20 protein-coding genes are annotated in these 19,445 nt (G+C 42.7%); 12 read left to right on the plus strand and 8 right to left on the minus strand.

The window, feature by feature from the left end; translation table 11 throughout:
- The 6 genes from ACO06Y_RS07515 (at position 1) to ACO06Y_RS07540 (ending at position 6,362) form a co-directional block, all read left to right on the plus strand.
- Entirely contained in the window at positions 1–1,668 is a 1,668-nt protein-coding gene (locus ACO06Y_RS07515) for a peptidase domain-containing ABC transporter (RefSeq protein WP_422083218.1), read from the plus strand.
- Between the two features lie 5 nt (positions 1,669–1,673).
- Positions 1,674–3,029 (plus strand): HlyD family secretion protein, encoded by a 1,356-nt coding sequence (locus ACO06Y_RS07520; RefSeq protein ID WP_422083219.1) that lies wholly within the window; start codon positions 1,674–1,676, stop codon positions 3,027–3,029.
- A 2-nt stretch (positions 3,030–3,031) separates the two neighbouring features.
- Positions 3,032–4,438, plus strand: a complete 1,407-nt coding sequence (locus ACO06Y_RS07525) for a TolC family protein (protein ID WP_422083220.1) — start codon at positions 3,032–3,034, stop codon at positions 4,436–4,438.
- 391 nt (positions 4,439–4,829) lie between these two features.
- Positions 4,830–5,192, plus strand: a complete 363-nt coding sequence (locus ACO06Y_RS07530; RefSeq protein ID WP_422083221.1) for a hypothetical protein — start codon at positions 4,830–4,832, stop codon at positions 5,190–5,192.
- Between the two features lie 57 nt (positions 5,193–5,249).
- Positions 5,250–5,546 carry a hypothetical protein gene (locus ACO06Y_RS07535; protein ID WP_422083222.1) on the plus strand — a complete coding sequence of 99 codons (297 nt, stop codon included), beginning with the start codon at positions 5,250–5,252 and terminating at the stop codon, positions 5,544–5,546.
- A 192-nt stretch (positions 5,547–5,738) separates the two neighbouring features.
- Positions 5,739–6,362, plus strand: a complete 624-nt coding sequence (locus ACO06Y_RS07540) for a thioredoxin family protein (RefSeq protein ID WP_422083223.1) — start codon at positions 5,739–5,741, stop codon at positions 6,360–6,362.
- Here ACO06Y_RS07540 and ACO06Y_RS07545 read toward each other — a convergent pair.
- The 5 genes from ACO06Y_RS07545 to ACO06Y_RS07565 all read right to left on the minus strand — a co-directional run bounded on the left by ACO06Y_RS07545 (position 6,339) and on the right by ACO06Y_RS07565 (position 9,857).
- Positions 6,339–7,022: a hypothetical protein gene (locus ACO06Y_RS07545; protein WP_422083224.1), complete on the minus strand. Its 684-nt coding sequence runs from the start codon at positions 7,020–7,022 to the stop codon at positions 6,339–6,341. The genes ACO06Y_RS07540 and ACO06Y_RS07545 overlap by 24 nt on opposite strands.
- A 122-nt stretch (positions 7,023–7,144) precedes the next feature.
- Entirely contained in the window at positions 7,145–7,858 is a 714-nt protein-coding gene (gene truB / locus ACO06Y_RS07550; protein ID WP_422083225.1) for a tRNA pseudouridine(55) synthase TruB, read from the minus strand.
- A gap of 45 nt (positions 7,859–7,903) precedes the next feature.
- Positions 7,904–8,698, minus strand: a complete 795-nt coding sequence (locus ACO06Y_RS07555) for an undecaprenyl-diphosphate phosphatase (RefSeq protein WP_422083226.1) — start codon at positions 8,696–8,698, stop codon at positions 7,904–7,906.
- A 2-nt stretch (positions 8,699–8,700) separates the two neighbouring features.
- A complete protein-coding gene (locus ACO06Y_RS07560; protein ID WP_422083227.1) occupies positions 8,701–8,970 on the minus strand; it encodes a DUF3098 domain-containing protein in 270 nt (89 codons plus the stop codon).
- 8 nt (positions 8,971–8,978) lie between these two features.
- The gene (locus ACO06Y_RS07565) at positions 8,979–9,857 is read right to left on the minus strand and encodes a cell division protein FtsX (RefSeq protein WP_422083228.1); all 879 of its coding nucleotides are present in this window, start codon (positions 9,855–9,857) and stop codon (positions 8,979–8,981) included.
- 137 nt (positions 9,858–9,994) lie between these two features.
- Here ACO06Y_RS07565 and leuS point away from each other — a divergent pair, with 137 nt between their 5' ends.
- The 4 genes from leuS to ACO06Y_RS07585 all read left to right on the plus strand — a co-directional run bounded on the left by leuS (position 9,995) and on the right by ACO06Y_RS07585 (position 14,496).
- The gene (gene leuS / locus ACO06Y_RS07570) at positions 9,995–12,847 is read left to right on the plus strand and encodes a leucine--tRNA ligase (RefSeq protein ID WP_422083229.1); all 2,853 of its coding nucleotides are present in this window, start codon (positions 9,995–9,997) and stop codon (positions 12,845–12,847) included.
- Positions 12,848–12,939: 92 nt separating this feature from the next.
- Positions 12,940–13,284 (plus strand): SemiSWEET family transporter, encoded by a 345-nt coding sequence (locus ACO06Y_RS07575; protein ID WP_422083230.1) that lies wholly within the window; start codon positions 12,940–12,942, stop codon positions 13,282–13,284.
- A 12-nt stretch (positions 13,285–13,296) separates the two neighbouring features.
- The gene (locus ACO06Y_RS07580) at positions 13,297–13,992 is read left to right on the plus strand and encodes a zinc metallopeptidase (protein ID WP_422083231.1); all 696 of its coding nucleotides are present in this window, start codon (positions 13,297–13,299) and stop codon (positions 13,990–13,992) included.
- A 72-nt stretch (positions 13,993–14,064) separates the two neighbouring features.
- Entirely contained in the window at positions 14,065–14,496 is a 432-nt protein-coding gene (locus tag ACO06Y_RS07585; RefSeq protein WP_422083232.1) for a GNAT family N-acetyltransferase, read from the plus strand.
- On the opposite strand, the gene ACO06Y_RS07590 is transcribed toward ACO06Y_RS07585, so the two are convergent.
- Both ACO06Y_RS07590 and ACO06Y_RS07595 read right to left on the minus strand, forming a co-directional pair.
- On the minus strand, positions 14,493–14,963 hold the full coding sequence (locus ACO06Y_RS07590) for an Lrp/AsnC ligand binding domain-containing protein (protein WP_422083233.1): 471 nt from the start codon (positions 14,961–14,963) through the stop codon (positions 14,493–14,495). The genes ACO06Y_RS07585 and ACO06Y_RS07590 overlap by 4 nt on opposite strands.
- A 135-nt stretch (positions 14,964–15,098) precedes the next feature.
- Complete coding sequence (locus tag ACO06Y_RS07595; RefSeq protein ID WP_422083234.1) at positions 15,099–16,472, minus strand: saccharopine dehydrogenase family protein; 1,374 nt, start codon at positions 16,470–16,472, stop codon at positions 15,099–15,101.
- 86 nt (positions 16,473–16,558) lie between these two features.
- Between ACO06Y_RS07595 and ACO06Y_RS07600 the strand changes: the two genes are divergently transcribed.
- Positions 16,559–16,945, plus strand: a complete 387-nt coding sequence (locus tag ACO06Y_RS07600; protein WP_422083235.1) for a DUF423 domain-containing protein — start codon at positions 16,559–16,561, stop codon at positions 16,943–16,945.
- A 30-nt stretch (positions 16,946–16,975) separates the two neighbouring features.
- Positions 16,976–18,592 (plus strand): phosphoenolpyruvate carboxykinase (ATP), encoded by a 1,617-nt coding sequence (pckA, locus tag ACO06Y_RS07605; protein ID WP_422083236.1) that lies wholly within the window; start codon positions 16,976–16,978, stop codon positions 18,590–18,592.
- A gap of 100 nt (positions 18,593–18,692) precedes the next feature.
- On the opposite strand, the gene ACO06Y_RS07610 is transcribed toward pckA, so the two are convergent.
- Positions 18,693–19,439, minus strand: a complete 747-nt coding sequence (locus tag ACO06Y_RS07610) for a uroporphyrinogen-III synthase (protein ID WP_422083237.1) — start codon at positions 19,437–19,439, stop codon at positions 18,693–18,695.
- Between the last annotated feature and the right edge of the window lie 6 nt (positions 19,440–19,445).

Raw genomic sequence — 19,445 nt, forward strand, 5'->3', positions numbered from 1 at the left:
ATGGCAAAAAAGATTTTGACGGCATGGCAGCGCTTGGTAGGGCTGCTGAAATTGGACAGAAAGGATGTGCTTCAAATTTTCTATTATGCCATTTTTGCCGGACTTGTGACCCTTTCCCTGCCTCTGGGTATTCAGGCCATTATAAACCTCATTCAAGGAGCCCAAGTAAGTACTTCTTGGATAATATTGGTGGTACTGGTTACCCTAGGAGTGGCCTTTGCAGGTATATTACAATTGATGCAGATCAGGATTATTGAGAATATCCAGCAAAAAATATTTACACGCGCCTCCTTTGAATTTACCTACAGATTTCCCAAAATAAGAATGAGCGAGCTACGGAATTTTTATCCCCCCGAATTGGCCAATCGCTTTTTTGATACCCTAAATGTTCAAAAAGGGCTGTCCAAGCTCTTGGTGGATTTTCCAACGGCTTTGCTCCAGATCATCTTTGGGTTATTGCTACTTTCCTTTTACCATCCTTTCTTCATTATCTATGGGATACTATTGATAGTGTTGATTTATATTGTATTTAAATTTACAATTCAAAGAGGATTGGAAACCAGTTTGGATGAATCCAAAAACAAGTATAAGGTAGCTCACTGGATACAGGAAGTAGCACGTTCCATAGTTAGCTTTAAACTGTCCGGTAGGACCAATCACGCCCTTAGGAAAAGTGATGGCTTGGTGGATGGTTATCTGGAAGCTAGGGAAAGCCATTTTAGGATATTGGTACTCCAATTTATTCAGATGATCGGGTTTAAGGTATTGGTAACCGCCGGATTGCTTTTAATTGGTGGTCTGTTGGTATTGAACCAAGAAATGAATATTGGGCAGTTCGTAGCTGCGGAGATTATTATCCTCTTGGTCATCGCCTCCGTAGAGAAACTTATCCTGGGCCTGGAATCCTTTTATGATGTCCTTACTTCCTTGGAAAAACTAGGTCAGGTGGTAGATAAGGAATTGGAACCCCAGAAAGGTGAGGAACCATTTAAGGAGCATGAAGGGTTTACCGTGGAATTGGATAGGGTCACCTATAAAATTCCAGGGACCAACAGAAAGATTATAGACGATGTTTCCCTTACGATAACTCCAAATTGTACCATTTTGTTACAAGGGCCCAATGGTTCCGGTAAGGCTACCCTGCTAAGGCTTATTGCGGGGATTATTGAACCGGATGAGGGCGATATCTTTATTAACAATGTGTCGTTGAGGGGACTAAATCTCAATTATTACCGTGCGCACTTGGGCCAATCACTGACCGAGGAGTCGCCCTTTGAAGGCACTATCCTGGAGAACATAACATTTGGGGATGATGACGTGCCCATGGACGATATCTATTGGGCATTGGAAAATGCTGGGCTTACCCAATTTGTAAAGGAGCAGCCCCAGGGACTAAAGACCATTATTTATCCGGAGGGGAAACAGATTTCCTACACCATTTCCAAAAAAATAGTTTTGGCGCGTAGTATAGTAAGAAAACCTGAATTAATTATTCTAAAAGATCCTTTGGACCAATTTGATGAAAAGGAGGCTACACGCATTATGGATTTCCTTACCCATAAGGATAGTCCATGGGCTCTGATGGTGGTTAGTCAAAACCCTAAATGGATAGATCGATGTGGCCGGATCCTCACTTTGGAAAAAGGCAAAATAACTAGCGAAAAATAGATTCTATGTTGAATATCTCAAGAAATAGCGTAAACAAGAACGTGGATTTAAGGGGATACAAATCCACGGAAAAGGTTTTCCATAAAAGGCACTACAAGCACTTTAATAGGTTCTTGATAGGATTTGCCGTGGCTTTTTTGATTATCTTATTTTTACCCTGGACACAGAATGTCACAGGTGAGGGCTATCTCACCACATTGACACCGGATCAGAGACCGCAGACCATACAGTCACCCATTCCGGGAAGGATTGAAAGATGGTATGTCAAGGAAGGTGATTTCGTTCAAAAAGGGGATACCATATTGCACATTTCCGAAATCAAGAACGAGTATTTTGATCCTATGCTGGTCGAAAGAACGGGACAGCAGATCAAGGCCAAATCCATGTCCGTACTTTCTTATCAGGAGAAGGTAAAGGCCTTGGATAATCAAATTGAAGCACTTAAACAGGAACTCAAGTTAAAATTGGAGCAGGCCAGGAACAAGCTTTTGCAGGCAAAGCTGAAAGTGCAGAGCGATAGTATTGACCTTGAAGCCGCAAAGACTAATATTATTATAGCGAACAGACAGTTTGACCGTACCTCACAATTGGAGAGCGAAGGATTAAAAGCGGTCACCGATGTTGAGGAAAAACGTTTAAAACAGCAAGAGACCCAGGCTAAACTGATTTCCCAGGAAAACAAGCTATTGGCCAGCAAGAACGAAGTGATCAATGCGGAAGTGGAGATTACCCGGGTCAAGGCCGAATATGCCGATAAGATCGCCAAGGCACAAAGCGATAAGTTTACTGCCCAATCAAACCAATTTGACTCGGAGGCCCAGGTGACCAAATTAGAGAATGAGTTTAGCAATTATGAGATACGAAATGATCTCTATTACATTCGAGCTCCACGGACCGGTTTTATCAACAAGGCCCTACAATCCGGAATTGGGGAAACTTTTAAGGAAGGTGACCAATTGGTTGGGATTATGCCGGCCCAATATGAAATGGCTGTTGAGACTTTCGTTCGGCCCATTGACCTACCATTGATGCATTTAGGCGAAAAAGTCCGGATACAGTTTGATGGTTGGCCCGTTATCATCTTCAGTGGATGGCCCAATCTCTCCTATGGAACCTATGGCGGGGTTGTCGTTGCCATAGAAACATTTATCAGCGACAATGGTAAATATCGCATCCTTTTGGCACCGGATGCCGAAGACCATCCTTGGCCAAAAGATCTGAGGGTAGGTTCCGGGGCCAACACCATTGCGCTTTTGGAAGATGTGCCCATTTGGTTCGAGTTATGGCGACAACTCAACGGATTTCCCCCAAATTATTACCAGCCTGAAAATGGTAAGATGGCTAATGCCGATAAAAAATAGATATGAAAAGGCATATTATTTTTCTTATCGTCATTTGCATGACATCGGCTCTACATGGCCAGGATGCAGATACCTTGGTGCTTAATTTTAGGGAATACCTTGGTTATGTCAAGAAATATCATCCAGTGGCCAAACAGGCCGAGCTGAACATCGGAATTGGACAGGCCAACCTTATGAAGGCCCGTGGTGGTTTTGATCCAAAAATTGAAGTGGATTATGATCGAAAGGAGTTTAAGGGAATCGAGTACTACGATGAACTTAATGCAACGTTCAAGATTCCTACCTGGTACGGTATAGAACTGAAGGGAAATTTTGAACAGAATGAGGGTGAGTTTCTAGATCCCTCCTTGTCCGTACCGACCGACGGACTTTATAGCGCCGGAGTGTCCGTTTCCTTGGGAAGAGGTTCTTGGATAAATGATCGCATGGCCACCCTTAAGCAAGCCAAATTCTTTAGGGAGCAGACCAGGGTAGATCGGGATCTTTTGGTAAACCAGATTTTGTTTGAAGCTTCCTTGGCCTATTTTGATTGGTTGCAGGCCTACAAGGATACGCAGATCTTCAGAAATTTTTTGACCAATGCCCAAATACGCTTTGAAGGTATTAGAAAAAGTGCCTTGGCGGGAGACATCGCATCAATAGATACCGTAGAGGCAAGGATTGCCGTACAAAATAGGGCCTTAAGTCTTGAACAGGCCAAGGTAAGAATGATAAAAGCGGCCTTGGATCTTTCCAATTTTTTATGGTTGAGCGATAATATTCCTGTTGAGATACAGCCCAATGTAATCCCTGATGTCTATGTTGAGGAGGATATTGATGCAACCCTGGAGATTTTGGGCAGACCTCTGGATAGTTTTACCTTGGAGAACCATCCCAAATTAAGATCTTTGGATTTTAAGATCGATGGTTTAATAGTGGATAAACGGCTGAAAACCAATAGACTGTTACCTCAAATCGATTTGGAATATAACTTTTTGACCGAAACCCCGGAACTTATTAATTCCTTTGAGCCAGAGGAATTTAAAGGGGGTGTTACCTTTAGACTTCCATTATTTTTAAGAAAGGAACGTGGGGATTTGAAATTGGCGAAGTTCAAGTTGCAGGACGCCCAATTTGAGAGGGATAATGCGGAGGTACAGATCCAGAACAAAATATTGGGTATTTATCGGGAATTGGAATCCTTTGATTCCCAGAACGTATTGATAGACGATATCGTAGATGATTATCAAACGTTATTGACCGCCGAGGAGCGTAAGTTTAGTTTTGGGGAAAGCTCTTTGTTTCTTATCAACTCACGTGAAAGCAGTCTGATCGACGCCGAATTAAAACAGAACGAAGTACAAAACAAATACTTTACGGCCAAGGCCAAACTATTCAACAGTCTTGCCTTAAATCCGGAAAACCTCTAATCGCAAACAAAAAAGGGAAAAGGCTTTTTTGGGATTTTGAAGGGCAAAATATAGATTCAAAATTAATGCAGAAAATCGGAAATTGCTTACCCGGGTAATTGTGTAAAAGTGTAGTACAAGGAAGGTTCTTTATTTCAAAGCCTCCTTGGTCGGAATACGTTTGCATCCCTATACCAAAGTAGGATGAATATGGAACACCTTTACGCTACCTAGTTACACCCGCACTGTTCATCAGAGCCAATATCAATAGTATTACTATTGAATTGCGAATGTTTAACTTGTGTTTAACTAAGTATTACTTTTAAAACATTCGACCAGTTATTATCTTTGTATTATCAATAGTGTAATAAAAATATCCGGTAACCGGCCGAATATTTTAAAAGCTGGAGGAATGAAAAAAGAAGTAATACTGCCCTTTCCCAAGTTTGACGAAAGGAATGAACATAGAACAAAGGCCAACACGGAAGAGATTCCGATCAGACCTGGAATGTTATTTAGGGTCGGTAGGCCTTCAAACCTGTATTATGAGTTTATTTATGCTTCCTTATACTTTGATAGGCACAAATTATCGGATCTAAAGAAGCTTTTAAAATTCCAAGGTACCGAAGTCCAGGTAGTAAGTATTTTAAAGATGAAAGACGGTAGTACCATCGCGGCATTGTCCAGATCCGACGGGAAGGCCTTTTCAGAAACCGTTACAAAACTCTTCGCCGATATTTCAAAAAGTATAAAGGCCAAGGAACTTCTTGGATAGACCACTTTGGGCATACTGGAAAATAATTTAACAACCCTATATTTAATACAATTGACCATGATCAGAAACAATTATAAAAAGATTTCATTGGCCTTAGCGGCTTGTTTGCTATGGGCAGGAGGAATAAATGGGCAAATGGATGACACCCTTGTCGTTGATTGCGATCTGGATGTAAATACCATTGCCTATATGGAAGACGAGGAAACCGTTGAACTGGATTTTGATTCGTATTTCTATTTACCTGAGAATTTTAACCCATATCACGGAATGATTTTGGAATTGAACGACATTATTTATTTGGAGAATGAAGAAGAGGTAATCTTGGATTCGAGACCAGGGATTCTTCTACCATAGAACTATGAAGGAGAAAGTTGCAAGGCGTAGAGGTCCCCTGAATATTCAGGGGATCTTTAGCTTTGGCCATGCTTTAAAAAAGTGAGGAATTTATGGTTTGTAAGTATTGTTTGTTTTTATCTACCAATGTAACCCAGGTTACCGTATCAAAACAAAGTGACCGATATTTTTGTTGACTAGGACAATGCAATTATGGAAACAACAATGTACAGAACCGTTCAAGAATTAATTCAGGAAAGTTTACCCCGAACCCTATCGTATAAAGAATATCGGGCCAAGGTAAGTGAATTGGCGGCCGAAGGGAAATCTACAGGCCCAAAACAGACCGAAGCTCTGGCCAATTATACCCTACTCAATGATAAACGCATGAGGCGTTTTGATAAGACCCTGAAGATAGATGCGGAAAGCACAGCATTAATCTCTGCAATCGAGAAAAAAATTACTTTTCTCGTACTCACCGAAAGCTGGTGTGGCGATGCCGCTCCTACCTTGCCCGTGATGAACAAGATAGCGGATTTAAATGTCAATATTTCGCTAAAAATCCTATTACGCGATGAGAATCTTGAGCTAATGGGCCATTTTTTGACTCAGGGAACCTTATCCATTCCCAAACTCATCATTATTGATGAAGTTACAGGGGAAGTATTGGGTGATTGGGGACCGAGGCCAAGCACCGCGACCGAAATGGTACAGGAATTCAAGGAGTCATTTGGAGCACTTACCTCGGAGTTTAAGCAGGATCTTCAGGTATGGTACAATAAGGACAAAGGGATTACTACTTTAAGGGATATCTTAGCGAGTCTTCCCTTGAAATAAATAGGTAATCGTACCTTTTTGAAGTGCTTTTGAGGAAGAATTGAACTTGGCCTTCAACGCATAGGTGATTGCATTATCTACCAAACACCCATTGGAAGTGCCTGAACTTTTTCCATTAAAGTGGGCTTCAACAACGTTACCCAGCCCATCTACCTTTATATTGATGACTACTTTTCCGCCTTCTATGCAGGTGTAAATAGGTGGTGGAAGCTTATAGTTGGAACGCCCTACCAAGGAAAAAGAAACCGAAGTTCTTCGTTTCGCCAGATTGTTGGTAAACTCCTTTTTTTGGGCTTCTTTCTCTCCCAGAAGCTGTTTTTGCTCCTCCCGTTTCTTCGCCAATTCCTTTACCCGTTCCGCATAATCGGAATCCGCCAATAAATCTGAAGGGTCCTCACTGTCCGTAGCGGCTTTCTGCTCCTCCATAAGCTCCTCCAGGGTTTTAAGAGGCTCTGGATTCCCATAACTGGGTTTTTCATTTTCATTAAAGGCCATATGACTTTTAATGGGGTCGGCTTCCTGTAGTTCCTCCAATTTTTTTTCTTCTTCCTTGATCAGCTCTTCCAAGACTTTTTGGTCCAATACCATCTCTACTACATATTCTTCCGCCTGTCGTTGACCCAAATGGATATTGTATAGCCCTAACACTATGATACCCATGGTGAAAAATGTGATTAGAAAAGATAACTGCTGACGGTTTAGATCCATAACGCTATAACCGATATTTCATCAAAATATTTTAAATCTTCGTTGAACGGAAATGCCAATCCTTACAAAAAATACTAATGCGCGCTGTGCTTTCCAAGAAGTTTTTCGCTAAAAACAACGGGATCAACGGCTTTATTTACGTTATAACCCCCTATTTTGGTTCTTCTTAGACCGGACAAATATGCGCCGGAATCCAGTGCCTTACCAAAATCATAGGCCAAGGAGCGAATGTACGTGCCCTTGCTGCAGACCACTCGAAACTCCAATGTAGGCAATTCCATGGCTTTGATCTCAAATTCGGAGATGACGACTTTTCTCTTTTTTATTTTTATTTCCCTGCCTTCCCGTGCATATTCATATAACCGTTTTCCATCTTTTTTTAAGGCGGAAAAGACGGGTGGTCGTTGTTCAATTTCACCGATAAATTTATCCGCGGCCAAAAGGATGGCCTCCCAGGTTATATGATCGATAGAAAAAATGGTATCGATTTCAGTTTCCAGGTCATAGGACGGGGTGGTCGCCCCGAGCGTTATCGTTCCGGTATATTCTTTTTTTTGACCCTGTAATTCTTCAATTTTCTTGGTAAACTTTCCAGTACAAAGCAATAAGAGCCCTGTCGCCAAGGGATCCAAAGTGCCGGCATGCCCTACTTTTATCTTCTTGAGATGGAATTTTTTCCGTAGGGCCCATTTGATTTTGTTCACCGCTTGGAAAGAAGACCATCCAGAGGGTTTATCAATTAAAAGGAGTTGTCCGTTTAAAAAATCTTCCTTGGTAAGGGTATCCATTTCAAGATTAATTTGCCGTCTTTACAATAAACGGATTTTGTGCATTTAACCCCAAAAACTGTACCCAATTGCCAAAAGTCCAACAATGAGGCAATAGATTGCGAAATAAGTGAGCTTGCTGTTCCTTACCAACTGGATCATCCAGGTACAAGCGGCCAAACCGGCAATGAAGGCGGCAACAAAGCCAGTACTCATGGCCATTACATTTTCGCTTTGGAAATTGAGCTCACCGCTCATGACATCCTTGGCCATTTTGCCCAAAATAAGCGGCACCACCATTAAGAAGGAAAATCGGGCGGCTTTGGTTTTGTCCACACCGAGAAGTACCGAAGTAGCAATGGTAGCACCACTTCGTGAAATTCCCGGTAGCATGGCAATCGCTTGGGAGATACCGACGATAAAAGCTTTAGGGTAGTTTACCTTTTTGTCCGTGTCCTTGGCCTTGTCCGCAAAATAGAGTAGTACAGCGGTAATCAACAGCATGAAGCCGACAAATTGAATATCGCCTCCGAAAAAGGCCTCCAATTTTTCCTCAAAAAAGAGACCGACAAACGTGGCGGGAAGCATGGAGACAATTATTTTAAGCGAGAATTGGGTTTCCTCGTTCCACCTAAACTTAAAAAGACCGACCAAAATTTCCCAGACATCCTTTCTAAAGACTACAATGGTGCTCAACGCAGTGGCAAAATGAAGCACTACAGTAAATAGAAGACTTTCTTCGGGAATGGAATTATCTCCTAATATGGCTTTGCCCAATTCCAAGTGCCCACTGGAGGACACCGGCAGAAATTCCGTCAATCCTTGGATAATGCCTAGGATTATGGCATCAAGTGTATCCAAAATTAGTTACGCCTCTTATGCGGATTCAACAATATGGCATATACTTCTATCCCGAGTCCAATAAGTACAAGGGTAGGAGCCAAACGTATTCGCCTAAAATTGTAGATATCCTCATTAAAAACATTGGGGTCATCACTCCCTCCTCCACTCATCAAAATAAAGCCCAGTGCTATGAAAGCTATCCCTATGAACATGAACAGGTAGTTTTTTCGCTGAAATATAAATTCCGGCTTTGGCGGCTGTCCTACTTTGCCCTTCTGTTTTTTACCCATACGCAAATTTAATAATATAATTCGTCCGTTTTAAGATTTAGAAAACGTTGTGTCGCAAAATACGTGCTGATGAACGAAATAAACACTCCTAGGATAAAAACACTGCCAAAGAGGCCTACCAACATGGAAGTATCCCTAAATAGCCCTAGTTCCGGAAAGTTTCCGTCCAAGTAGAACAAAGCTACGCCCAAAACCAGCAGGGCCAATAGCGCACCAAGCATCCCTAATTTTATATTGGTCCATATGAAAGGCCTCCGAATAAAGGTTTTGGTAGCCCCCACCATTTGCATTGTCTTGATGATAAATCGTTTGGAGTAAATGGATAACCGTATGGAGCTATTGATGAGCAAAACGGCAATAAAGGTAAAAATGGCACTGGCCGTTAAAATCCAGAAACTGACCTTTTTTACGTTTTCGCTTAAGAGTCCAACCAAGGGCTCGTCGTAACTCACTTCGTCCACATAACTTTTCTTGGTAAGTTCTGCCGCAATTTCTTCAATTTGAAGGGGTGAAACAAAGTCTGCATTAAGATTTACATCAATGGAGTTTTTGAGCGGGTTATAGCCTAAAAAGTCCAAGAAGTTTTCCCCGATTTCCTCACTGTGCATTTCCGCGGCCTCTTCCTTGGTAACATAGGTAGCGGACTTGGTGTATTCTGCCATGGCCAAACTCTTTTGTAATTGATCTATTTCTACTTCCTTGGCATTGTCTTTTAAAAACACGGATAAGGTAATCTGTTCCTTAAAATGATTGGCCAATTTATTGGTGTTGAGAACTAGCAGTCCCAGAACCCCCAATAGAAATAATACCAAACCTATACTCAAGACTACGGAAAAGTATGAGGATATCAACTTACGTCTTTGGTACTGCTCAAAGGATTTGCCCATAGCTATTTATCAATGGTGTAAAAATAGGAAAGTAAGTCCAATAAACTTATTTTTGCCCTAAACTAAACTTAAAGATCATACTTTCATTGCTGTACACATCAATGAGATTATGATCATTTTCTTTTAAAAACCTCTCAATGAAATATAATTTCAAGGAAATTGAGGCCAAGTGGCAGGAATATTGGGCAAAGCATGGGACTTTTAGGGCCAGCAACGATTCCGAAAAAGAAAAATTCTATGTTTTGGATATGTTCCCGTATCCCTCCGGATCGGGATTGCATGTTGGCCACCCCTTGGGTTATATAGCCAGTGATATATATGCACGGTATAAACGTCATAAAGGGTTTAACGTACTGCATCCCATGGGATATGACTCATTTGGATTGCCCGCTGAGCAGTACGCCATTCAGACCGGGCAGCATCCGGCCATAACCACGGGGGCCAATATCAAGAGGTATAGGGAGCAATTGGATAAGTTGGGCTTCTCCTTTGATTGGAGCCGGGAGGTCCGTACATCAGACCCCCAATACTACAAGTGGACACAATGGATTTTCATACAGCTGTTCAACTCGTGGTACAATATCGATTCGGACAAAGCCGAAGATATCACGGATTTGATACGATTGTTTGAAGGGGAAGGAAACGCAAATGTAAAAGCGTCCTGTGATGAGGATACGCCCCAATTTTCGGCAAAGGACTGGGCCGCTTTTTCATCTAAGGAAAAGCAGGAGATATTACTTAAATACAGATTGACCTACTTGGCGGATACGGAGGTTAATTGGTGTCCGGCTTTGGGAACCGTCTTGGCCAATGACGAGGTGGTCAATGGGGTTTCGGAACGCGGGGGACATCCCGTTATCCGAAAGAAGATGACCCAATGGAGTATGCGTATCACGGCCTATGCCCAGCGGTTGTTGGATGGACTTGAGAAAATTGATTGGCCTCAACCCCTTAAGGATTCACAAACCAATTGGATTGGTCGATCAGAAGGGGCAAGTGTAAGATTCAAGGTTCAAGGTTCAATGTTGGACAACTCCCGTAGCTTGGAATCTGAAACCTTCATTGAAGTTTTTACCACGAGACCCGATACCATATTTGGAGCTACTTTTATGACCTTGGCGCCGGAGCATGAATTGGTATCCAAAATAACCACTCCCGAACAAAAAGCTGAAGTGGAGGCTTATGTGAGAGCTACGGCCAAACGCTCCGAACGCGATCGAATGGCGGATGTTAAATCCATAACCGGAGCTTTTACAGGAGCCTTTGCCGAGCATCCCTTTACCAAGGAACCCATTCCCGTTTGGATCGGGGACTATGTACTGGCCTGTTATGGGACCGGGGCCGTGATGTCCGTTCCTTGTGGAGATCAACGCGATTATGATTTTGCAAAACATTTTGGTATTCCCATTCCTAATATTTTTGAAGGTGTGGATATCTCGGAGGAGGCCTTCGCCAACAAGGAAAAGACCATCATTGCCAATTCCGATTTTCTTAATGGGTTAAGTTACAAGGAGGCTACAAAGAAAATTATTACGGAACTTGAAAAAATCGGAGCGGGAAAAGGCAAAATCAATTATCGTTTGCGAGATGCCGTTTTTAGCCGCCAGCGGTATTGGGGGGAACCTTTTCCGGTCTATTATGATGCGAATGGGATGCCGCAAATACTGGATGAAAAATATCTTCCCCTGGAATTGCCCGAAGTAGAAAAATACCTCCCCACGGAGACCGGGGAGCCCCCATTGGGCAATGCTACCCACTGGGCCTGGAATATGGAAACCAATACAGTGGTGGGGAATGATTTGATCGATTACAAAACCATATTCCCATTGGAGCTGAATACCATGCCGGGATGGGCGGGGAGCTCCCAGTACTTTAACCGATATATGGATCCGCATAATGACGATGCGATTTTTTCTCAGGAAGCTGTCAACTATTGGCAGGATGTGGATCTCTATATTGGGGGTAGCGAGCATGCCACGGGACATTTGCTCTACTCTCGTTTCTGGCAGAAGTTTATGTTTGACAAGGGTTTGGTGCCCGTGGACGAATATGCCAAAAAACTAATAAACCAGGGAATGATTACTGGAACCAGTGCTTTCATCTTTAGGGAGGAAGGTACGGGCAACGTTATTTCCAAAGGATTGATACAAGAAAAAAAAGTTACCCCTATACATGCTGACGTCTCTCTGGTCGATTCATCAGATGAATTGGATATCGAGGCGTTTAAAAAATGGCAACCGGAGTATAAGGATTCGGAATTTATTTTGGAAGAGGATAAATATATCGTGGGGCGTGAAGTAGAAAAGATGTCCAAATCCAAGTACAATGTGGTCAACCCGGATGAGATTTGTGAGGAATACGGAGCGGACAGTCTTCGCCTATATGAAATGTTCCTAGGCCCCTTGGAACAATCCAAACCATGGAACACGGCGGGGATTACCGGGGTGCATTCCTTTCTAAAAAAAATGTGGCGGTTGTACCATTCCGGTGCGGACGATACATTTTCGGTTTCGAATAACGAACCTTCCAAGGAGAATCTAAAGACCTTGCACAAGACTATCAAAAAAGTGGAAGAGGATATTGAGAACTTTAGTTTCAATACTTCAGTCTCTACCTTCATGATCTGTGTCAATGAGCTTTCGGCCCAAAAATGTAACAGTCGGGAAATCCTGGAGCCTCTTGCCATTTTGGTATCGCCCTATGCCCCGCATATCGCGGAGGAATTGTGGCAGGGACTTGGCCATACCGAAACCATTTCCTATGCTTCCTTTCCAAAATTCGAAGCGGATTATATAACCGAAAGCAGCAAGGAATATCCTATTTCCTTTAATGGAAAAATGCGTTTTACCTTGGAACTTCCTTTGGATATGGCAAAGGAAGAGATTGAGAAAACGGTAATGGCCCATGAAAGGACCCAACAACAATTACAGGGCCGCACGCCCAAAAAAGTTATTGTGGTACCTGGGAAGATTGTAAATATCGTAGGATAATAAGGGTTTTCCTTCCGGGGAATCCTTATTCCTAATTACATCTATTTGACCCGTGCTTCAGAAGACAGACTATATGTGAGCCATGTCGGCCTTTGTGCGCTAGGTCTATGGTATGGTGGTACAAATCTACCACGGATGTTTCCCGAGCCATGTATTTGATAATAGTACCGGGTACCGTGCTCTGGTTTATATATGGGACCTGCCACAATGATATATCCATATTGCTTGCAAACGGATTCCAGCGGTTCTGGCACATAAGGTGTTTTTATGGAAAATATATGATAAGTAATCAATTTAATGTACATTTTGTCAGTATTTGTCATCCTACCTGTGCCCAAAACTCTTTCTGGGGACATTGGCGGGGTTTTTGCTTGATAAAGGAAAAAGTCACCTCCATGGATAGGGGAATCTTTTTTAACTTTAGTACGAATATTTAAAATTGAAAAGTTATGATGGGATATTATATATTAATCGGGGCCATCGCTTTGGTAAGCTGGTTGGTAAGTGCAAAGCTTAAAAGTAAATTCAGGCATTATTCCAAGGTGCATTTACAGAATGGCATGAGTGGGGCCGAGATTGCCGAGAAAATGTTGGCGGACCACGGTATCCGGGATGTAAAGGTAATCTCTACGGCAGGGATGCTTACCGATCACTATAACCCAAGGAACAAAACGGTTAATTTAAGCGAGGGGGTCTATAGCCAACGCAACGCTGCCGCGGCAGCGGTTGCCGCCCATGAATGCGGTCATGCGGTGCAGCATGCCCAGGCCTATGAGTGGTTGACCATGCGTTCCAAATTGGTTCCCGTAGTGAGCGTTACTTCTGGAATGTCCATGTGGGTAGTTTTTGGCGGATTAATGTTAGGAGCTGCTGCCGGTGTTGGTCTGGGCTACTATATTGCGGTAGCCGGTTTGGTGATGATGGCCATGGCCACGCTGTTTAGCTTTGTTACCTTGCCCGTGGAGTACGATGCGAGTAAAAGGGCCCTGGTATGGTTACGACAAAAGAATATGGTTACCCAGCAAGAATACAAAGGTTCCGAGGATGCCCTAAAGTGGGCGGCCCGTACGTATTTGGTAGCTGCGATTGGCTCGTTGGCAACCTTGGTCTACTGGGGATTGCAGGTTTTTGGAGGTAGGGATTAATTCCCATTAAATAGTTTAAAATAAGACCTGTCTCGCTAAAAACACTTGACAGGTTTTTTTATGCCCAATACTATGGAAGAAAGTATAGTTATAGGACTGGCCACGATTGACGATTTGCCGGCTTTACAAAGTGTTGGAGATCGGTTGTTCGATTATCCCATTAAACCAAACCGAACCATTGAATTTATGGAGGATAAGAGGCATCATTTGGCCTTGGCCTATCACGCAGATGCTGTGGTGGGAATGGCTTCGGGATTCCACTATGTCCATCCTGATAAAGACCCCCACCTTTTTGTCAATGAAGTTTCCGTTCTGGACGAATACCAAGGGAAGGGTATTGGCCGAAGGTTGACAAAGTTTTTGGTAGAATATGGAAGGGAACTGGGTTGTAAGGAAGCTTGGGTGGCTACGGAAAAATCGAATATTGCGGCACAAAAGGCCTATTTGGCCGCCGGGGGTGTTCCTGAGGAAGAGCCCATTGTACTTATCGAGTTTAACTATTAAATTGATATTTGCCTGTCGATCTGTTGGGCCAGGGAAATAAAGGTTTCCGTTCTGGAAACACCTTCAATTTGCTGTATTTCCTTGTTGAGTACATACATCAGATGTTCATTGTCCCTACAAAGTACTTTTATGAGAATGGACCAATTCCCTGTAGTATAATGGCATTCCAAGACCTCCGGAATCTTTTCCAAATGCTTTACCGCTATCGGATTACTCATTGCCTTATCCAAATATATCCCGATGTAGGCCATGGTGGTGTATCCCATGACTTTAGGGTTGATGATGAATTTAGACCCTGCCAATAGTCTTGAAGCCTCCAATTTTCGAAGACGTTGGTGTATGGCAGCACCTGAGATGCCAATATTCCGGGCAATTTCCAAAATGGGTTTACGGGCATCTTGCATAAGAAATCTTAGAATTTTCTTGTCGATACCATCTATTTTTACTTTTTCGTTACTGGATTTCATGGAATATCTTTCAATTTAGAGACAAAACTATGAAATCTATATAATTAAATAACTTCTTATGAGCCTTTGTATCAAATGGAAAAGAGAAAATGCCATAATTGAATGACCCTGAAGATAAGTATCCTAATAGAGGTTTTAACTAGCAACGGAATCCGGGTTATATCCCAAATAAGGTACCTTAAATTCCTTGAAAATCACACCCAGTGTGCTAAGTTCGGAAAGAATGGGTTCATATACTTCCTTGGTAATCGGAATCTGTACCCCAGGGGTCTTAATTTCCTTATTCAATATCAAAAGGGTAGCTATGGCAACGGGAAGCCCTACCGTCTTGGCCATTGCAGTATGGGTATGGTCTTCTCCAATAACTACCATATTGGCATCTATTTGCTGCTTTTTTCCTGATAGCTCATAACCGAACTTGTGGTACATGACGATCATATCCTTGTCATCTTTGGTCAGGGTCCAACTGTCTTCAAGAATCCGTTGCAGTACCTGAGCTGGAGTCGCATTCTCCAAAGGGATGGTCTTTTTTGCACTAAAAATATCCAATTCCAATAATTTGCCCCAAATGCTATCGTCCTGGTCTATCTTTAAATAATGTCGTAATTTAAGCTCAACCGAGTCTGTTGGGGAGTAGGGTAGAAACAGATTGACATATTCGCGATAGGACATGCCTTTGGAGTTTTCAATCGTATAACTATCGTCAGTCATGCCCAGTTGAACGAACAGATTCCAAGCTTTGGAAAACCCTATCCTTCGCATAGTGCCCCTATAAAGGGTCAAGACATCCTCAAGCCCATAGGCTTTTCGATAGTCCAGGGAATCCCTGTTGGCATAGCCCTCAAAACGACCATATCCTTCAATTTCAAAGAATTCCGTTCTTCTGAAAAGTTTGTGATAAGGGATGTATTTGTATGTTCCTTCCTGCAGGAATTTTGCGGCTCCACCTTGTCCTGCCAATACTACGTTTCTAGGATTCCAGGTAAACTTATAGTTCCAAAGATTGGTATCGCTCTCCGGGGCCACCAATCCTCCTGTAAAGGATTCGAACAACAACATTTTTCCTCCCTCTCGCCTTATTCGATCTATGACGTGCATGGCACTCATATGATCTATTCCGGGATCTAGGCCCATTTCGTTCATAAACACTAACCCTTTTTGCTTAACTTTTTTATGCAATGCCCTAATCTCCGGACTTACGTAAGATGCCGTAACCAAATGCTTTCCAAAGGCCAGACAATCCTTGGCCACATTACCATGCATCCGGGCGGGCAGCATGGAAACCACGATATCGGAATCCTTAATGGCCCTTTTTCTATCATCTTCCCTAAAAATATCGAGCTGTAGCATGGTACATGAAGGATGTTCTTTTACCGATTTGGAGAGACTATCGGGGTTTAAATCGCCAATGGTAATGTGCAACCATTGGGAAGCTGCCTTTTCCAAAAGGTAATCCAAAAGATAGGCAGTGGATTTTCCCGCACCGACAATCAATATTTTTCGCAACATAGGTTTTACATCGTTAGTTTTGCAAATAGTACGAAGCACTAAGGTATCAATTTGTTACATTTATAAAAAAGACCATTGAGGAAGTTATGAACAGAACAATTTTTTTGACGGGAACGGTTTTCGGATTGTTAGCAGTACTGCTAGGGGCCTTCGGGGCACATGGTCTGGAAAAGCTGGTGGATATCAATGCGGTCCAAACTTTTGAAACCGGGGTAAAATATCAAATGTACCATGCTTTTTTTCTATTGATATTGGCGAACGTGAACAAGATTCCGGAACAAAGGAAAAAGTGGGTGTTTTACTGTGTTTTTAGTGGTGTGATTCTATTTTCCTTTTCTATATATCTACTCGCAATAAACAGCATAACAAGTTTTGATTTTAAATCGATCGCTCTTCTGACTCCTCTTGGTGGAACACTACTGGTGTTGGGTTGGATTCTTTTGGGTTATCAAAGTTTAAAGAATCTAAAATAAACGATTTTGAACAACAAAATACTGGCTTGAATGGAGGTTTCAAAAAATAACCCAATATCTATTTCCCTAAAAGATTATGGCATTACCCAAAGTGACATAAAATATCAATTGGATCCGTTACATCTTCATAGGATTACCTTGGAAAAGAATATGGGGAGGGAGGCCTCATCCGGAGCTCTGGCCATAAACACTGGAGAATTTACGGGAAGGTCGCCCGACGATCGGTTCATCGTGAAAGATAATATCACTTCGGACAAGGTTTGGTGGGGCGGTATAAACATGCCCTTTGAACCTTCCGCCTTTGATAAACTCTATGATAAGGTTATCACGTATTTGAACGATAAGGAACTTTATGTACGCGATTGTTATGCGTGCGCCGATGCCAACTACCGAATGGATATTCGGGTCATTACCGAGTATCCTTGGTCCAACCAGTTTGTATACAATATGTTCATCCGACCTACGGAGGAGGAATTGAAGAATTTTGAACCGGAATGGACGGTAATCAATGCACCGGGATTTAGGGCCGTTGCGGAAGAAGATGGTACGCGGCAACATAACTTTGCCCTATTGAATTTTTCCCGAAAAATTGCCTTGATCGGAGGAACGGGCTATACGGGAGAAATCAAGAAGGGAATTTTTTCCGCGCTTAATTTCATACTTCCGGTATACAAGAACACGTTGCCTATGCATTGTTCGGCCAACGTTGGAAAAAAAGGGGATACGGCCATTTTCTTTGGGCTGTCCGGAACCGGCAAGACCACCTTGTCCACGGATGCCACCCGTAAACTGATCGGTGACGATGAACATGGTTGGAACAATGAAAACGCGGTGTTCAATTTTGAGGGAGGATGTTATGCCAAGGTCATTGACCTTTCCCAGGAAAATGAACCGGAAATCTATAAGGCCATTAAAAAAGGTGCAATTCTGGAAAATGTGGTTATGGACGATAGTGGGCAAGTAGATTTTTCAGACATTTCCATTACACAGAACACCCGTGTAAGCTATCCCCTTTACCATATTGACAACGTTCAACGGCCCTCCATAGGTCATAATCCCAAGAATATTTTTTTTTTGACAGCGGATGCCTTTGGGGTACTCCCTCCTATTTCAAAACTTACTCCTAGCCAAGCGGCGTATCACTTTATTTCCGGATATACGGCCAAGGTAGCCGGAACCGAAGCAGGGGTGGTAGAGCCCATTCCTTCTTTTTCCGCCTGTTTTGGAGCTCCCTTTATGCCTTTGCATCCGGCAAAATATGCCGAAATGTTAAGCAAGAAAATGACCGAGGCCGGCGTAAATGTTTGGTTAGTGAATACGGGATGGACCGGGGGATCCTATGGTGTGGGGAAGCGAATGGAATTGAAATATACCCGGGCCATGATCCAGGCCGTTTTGAACGGCGATTTGGGATTGTATACCTATGACACCTATCATATCCATTCCGTGTTCGGTGTGGCTCAACCTAGAAAATGTCCAGGAGTCCCCACCAGTGTTCTAAGTCCTCGTGCGACTTGGAACGATGATGAGGCCTATTACAGGACTGCTTTTAAATTGACGAATGCATTCCGCGAAAACTTCAAGAAATTCGAGTCCCATGCTACTGAGGAAATACGACGGGGAGGGCCACAGCGATATGCCTTTTAGACAGGTCATAATATGCCATTTAAAAATAAGCCGCATATATTTATGATATAAAAGGCTCTGTGAACGGTAAACCTTGGATTTTTCTAAAAAATGACGCCCTTTATTTTTTGTTTACTGCGGTAATGTACTTCTGCAAGGCCATGGTCATGGAAGGTGTTTCCGGGGTCGGGGCCTTAATATCAATGCGAAGACCGGCATCGGTCGCCGCTTTTACCGTGGAATTTCCAAATACCGCGATACGCGTATCGTTTTGTTCAAAATCAGGGAAATTCTTTAAAAGGGACTCTATGCCTGAAGGGCTGAAGAACACCAGGACATCGTAATAAACATCCCGAAGATCGGACAGGTCACTGATTACCGTCTTATAGAAAATTCCTCGGGTCCAATTGATACCAACCTTATCCAGAGCTTCCGGAACGGCTTGTTTAAGTGTGTCCGAGGAGGGAAGTAGAAATGTTTCTTCCTTATATTTCTTGAACAGGGGAACGAGTTCGTTGAAAACCCTCTTGCCTACGTAAATTTTACGCTTACGGTATACCACATATTTTTGAAGGTAATAGGCCACGGCTTCGGACTGACAAAAGTACTTCATGGTGTCCGGAACCTTAAATCGCATTTCTTCCGCTATCCTAAAAAAGTGATCCACCGCATTGCGGCTGGTCAATATAATGGCCGTGTAATTTTTTAGGTCTATTTTTTGACGACGAACACTCTTTGCATCAACCCCTTCCACATGAATAAAAGGCCTAAAATCTACCTTTACCTTTTCCTTGTCAATAAGTTTTGAATACGGGGAGTTTTCCATTTTCGGCTCCGGCTGGGACACCAAAATCGTCTTTACTTTCATATAAAC

The sequence above is a fragment of the Ulvibacterium sp. genome (assembly GCF_965228935.1).
In the GTDB taxonomy this organism is placed as follows: Bacteria; Bacteroidota; Bacteroidia; order Flavobacteriales; family Flavobacteriaceae; genus Ulvibacterium.

Coding starts and splice junctions, on each gene's coding strand:
- ACO06Y_RS07515 (WP_422083218.1), top strand. CDS start 1: ATGGCAAAAAAGATTTTGACGGCATGGCAGCGCTTGGTAGGGCTGCTG.
- ACO06Y_RS07520 (WP_422083219.1), top strand. CDS start 1,674: ATGTTGAATATCTCAAGAAATAGCGTAAACAAGAACGTGGATTTAAGG.
- ACO06Y_RS07525 (WP_422083220.1), top strand. CDS start 3,032: ATGAAAAGGCATATTATTTTTCTTATCGTCATTTGCATGACATCGGCT.
- ACO06Y_RS07530 (WP_422083221.1), top strand. CDS start 4,830: ATGAAAAAAGAAGTAATACTGCCCTTTCCCAAGTTTGACGAAAGGAAT.
- ACO06Y_RS07535 (WP_422083222.1), top strand. CDS start 5,250: ATGATCAGAAACAATTATAAAAAGATTTCATTGGCCTTAGCGGCTTGT.
- ACO06Y_RS07540 (WP_422083223.1), top strand. CDS start 5,739: ATGGAAACAACAATGTACAGAACCGTTCAAGAATTAATTCAGGAAAGT.
- ACO06Y_RS07545 (WP_422083224.1), bottom strand. CDS start 7,022: ATGGGTATCATAGTGTTAGGGCTATACAATATCCATTTGGGTCAACGA.
- truB (WP_422083225.1), bottom strand. CDS start 7,858: ATGGATACCCTTACCAAGGAAGATTTTTTAAACGGACAACTCCTTTTA.
- ACO06Y_RS07560 (WP_422083227.1), bottom strand. CDS start 8,970: ATGGGTAAAAAACAGAAGGGCAAAGTAGGACAGCCGCCAAAGCCGGAA.
- ACO06Y_RS07565 (WP_422083228.1), bottom strand. CDS start 9,857: ATGGGCAAATCCTTTGAGCAGTACCAAAGACGTAAGTTGATATCCTCA.
- leuS (WP_422083229.1), top strand. CDS start 9,995: ATGAAATATAATTTCAAGGAAATTGAGGCCAAGTGGCAGGAATATTGG.
- ACO06Y_RS07580 (WP_422083231.1), top strand. CDS start 13,297: ATGATGGGATATTATATATTAATCGGGGCCATCGCTTTGGTAAGCTGG.
- ACO06Y_RS07585 (WP_422083232.1), top strand. CDS start 14,065: ATGGAAGAAAGTATAGTTATAGGACTGGCCACGATTGACGATTTGCCG.
- ACO06Y_RS07590 (WP_422083233.1), bottom strand. CDS start 14,963: ATGAAATCCAGTAACGAAAAAGTAAAAATAGATGGTATCGACAAGAAA.
- ACO06Y_RS07595 (WP_422083234.1), bottom strand. CDS start 16,472: ATGTTGCGAAAAATATTGATTGTCGGTGCGGGAAAATCCACTGCCTAT.
- ACO06Y_RS07600 (WP_422083235.1), top strand. CDS start 16,559: ATGAACAGAACAATTTTTTTGACGGGAACGGTTTTCGGATTGTTAGCA.
- pckA (WP_422083236.1), top strand. CDS start 16,976: ATGGAGGTTTCAAAAAATAACCCAATATCTATTTCCCTAAAAGATTAT.
- ACO06Y_RS07610 (WP_422083237.1), bottom strand. CDS start 19,439: ATGAAAGTAAAGACGATTTTGGTGTCCCAGCCGGAGCCGAAAATGGAA.